Here is a 1,966-nt window from a genome sequence, read left to right as displayed (position 1 = left end):
GCCAGCCCCGCCACTGCGGGTGTCACTGGACGCCTCTGCACCTGGATGTGGTGGTACCACTGTTGGAGCCGGCACTGGCCCGAGCCGAAGCGGCCGGAATGCGCCCGGAAACCGGGATACGCGAAACCGCCTGGGGCCGCCTCGTGACCACGGCCGATCCCTCCGATCATCGCCGGTGCCCGCTGCCATTCACCGGTGACGGCCATGACGGGATCGCCCGCGCGCCGGCCTGACTTCGCGCCGGCAGTCGTGCGGTTTGGCGCCAACAAGGGGACAATAGCGGCCTGCGCGCATCTGGCGCCCGCAACTCCGCTTCCACGCTGCAAGGATTTCCCATGGCTGCACGCAAGAACAAGACCTATCCGATCGAAGTCCAGGCCAAGCCGGGCCAGCCGCTGGGCATGGCCCCGGCCACCTTCCTGCGCGACTACTGGCAGAAGCGTCCGCTGCTGATCCGCGGTGCCTTCCCGGATTTCCAGAGCCCGGTCTCGCCGGACGATCTGGCCGGTCTGGCCTGCGAGGACGGCGCGCTGGCACGGCTGATCAACCACGACCGCGCCACCGACGGCTGGACCGTGCGTACCGGCCCGTTCCAGGAAGATGAGTTCCCGGGCATGCCCGACCACGACTGGACCCTGCTGGTGCAGGACGTGGACAAGTGGGACCCGGACGTGCGCGCGCTGCTGGCCCACTTCGATTTCCTGCCGCGCTGGCGCATGGATGACGTGATGATCAGCTTCGCCGCCACCGGCGGCTCGGTCGGCGCCCATGTCGACCAGTACGACGTGTTCCTGCTGCAGGGCTACGGCCACCGCCGCTGGCAGATCGACGCCAGCGAATCGACCAAGGGCAAGCGCCCGCCGCTGGATTTCCGTCCGGACGTGGAGCTGAAGCTGCTCAAGAAGTTCAAGGCCAGCCACGACTGGGTGCTGGCGCCCGGTGACATGCTCTACCTGCCGCCGAATGTGCCGCACAACGGCGTGGCCGAAGACCCTTGCCTGACCTACTCCTTCGGCATGCGCGCACCGTCATCGGCCGAGCTGATCAGCGACTGGCTGGATGACCTGGTGGCCAATGCCGATGAATCCATCCGCTTCCAGGATCCGGACCTGAAGCTGCCCGAAGACCCCAACGAGATCGATGCGGCGGCGATGAAGCGGGTGGTCACCGCGCTCAACGCGCTGCGGATGAACGATCCGGACCGCCTCGGCGACTGGTTCGGCCGCTTCATCACCACCTACCGCTCGGCCGGCGACATCCTGCCCTCACAGGCACCGCGCCCGCTGGAAGAGGTGGAAGCCGAACTGGCCCGTGGCGGCGAGCTGGAGCGCCACCCGTGGGCCCGTCTGGCCTGGCGCCGTGCCACCCGGGGCGGCACGCTGTACTGCTCCGGCCGCGAATTTCCGCTGTCGGTGAAGGACGCGCAGACCTTGGCCGCCGCCGAACACATCGACGCCACCGCCTACCGCAAGCTCTCGGCCAAGGGCCGCAGCGCCATGCTGGAGCTGCTGGCCGGCGGCTACTTCCAGCTGCTGGATGTGGAGACGCTCGCCCGTTTGCAGGCCGCTGCCGAAGAACTGGACGACAGCGACAATGACGCCGACGACGACCACGACGCGCCGGAAGTCGAGATCGAGGTGTTCGAGTACACCCAGGCCGCCGAAGGCGAGCCGGCCCAGGCCGACATCCAGACCGTCAATGTCAGCGAAGACGGGGTCGAGGTCGTGGTGATCTGCGACAACGACGACACGGATACCCCCGCAGCATGATCCCCGCCCCCAGTTTCCATATCGAAACCGCCGACTACGCCACCCAGCAGGCCGCGCTGCATGGCGTGCGGCATGCCGTGTTCGTGATTGAACAGCAGGTACCGGTGGAGCTGGAGGTCGATGCGCTGGACCCGCTCAGCCATCACGTGCTGGCGCGCGATGCCGATGGCCAGCCCATCGGTACCGGCCGGCTGACG

3 protein-coding genes are annotated in these 1,966 nt (G+C 68.0%); all 3 read left to right on the top strand.

Going from position 1 to position 1,966, the window contains the following annotated elements; translation table 11 throughout:
• A partial coding sequence (locus JCM9942_RS19460; RefSeq protein WP_304941155.1) for a VOC family protein occupies positions 1–233 on the top strand: 233 nt, incomplete at its 5' end.
• A gap of 102 nt (positions 234–335) precedes the next feature.
• Positions 336–1,769 (top strand): ribosomal protein uL16 3-hydroxylase, encoded by a 1,434-nt coding sequence (locus JCM9942_RS14760; RefSeq protein WP_054660586.1) that lies wholly within the window; start codon positions 336–338, stop codon positions 1,767–1,769.
• Positions 1,766–1,966, top strand: a 201-nt coding sequence (locus JCM9942_RS14755; protein WP_484600250.1) for a GNAT family N-acetyltransferase, incomplete at its 3' end; no start/stop codon positions are given. The genes JCM9942_RS14760 and JCM9942_RS14755, both read left to right, overlap by 4 nt.

This window comes from Stenotrophomonas pictorum JCM 9942, from assembly GCF_001310775.1.
Lineage (GTDB): Bacteria > Pseudomonadota > Gammaproteobacteria > Xanthomonadales > Xanthomonadaceae > Stenotrophomonas > Stenotrophomonas pictorum.
Note: the sequence above shows the minus strand (reverse complement) of the source record. Positions and strands in the feature narration are given on the sequence as shown.

Bases quoted from the DNA above. Each gene is read 5' to 3' on its own strand.
- JCM9942_RS14760 (WP_054660586.1), top strand. From the start codon at position 336: ATGGCTGCACGCAAGAACAAGACCTATCCGATCGAAGTCCAGGCCAAG.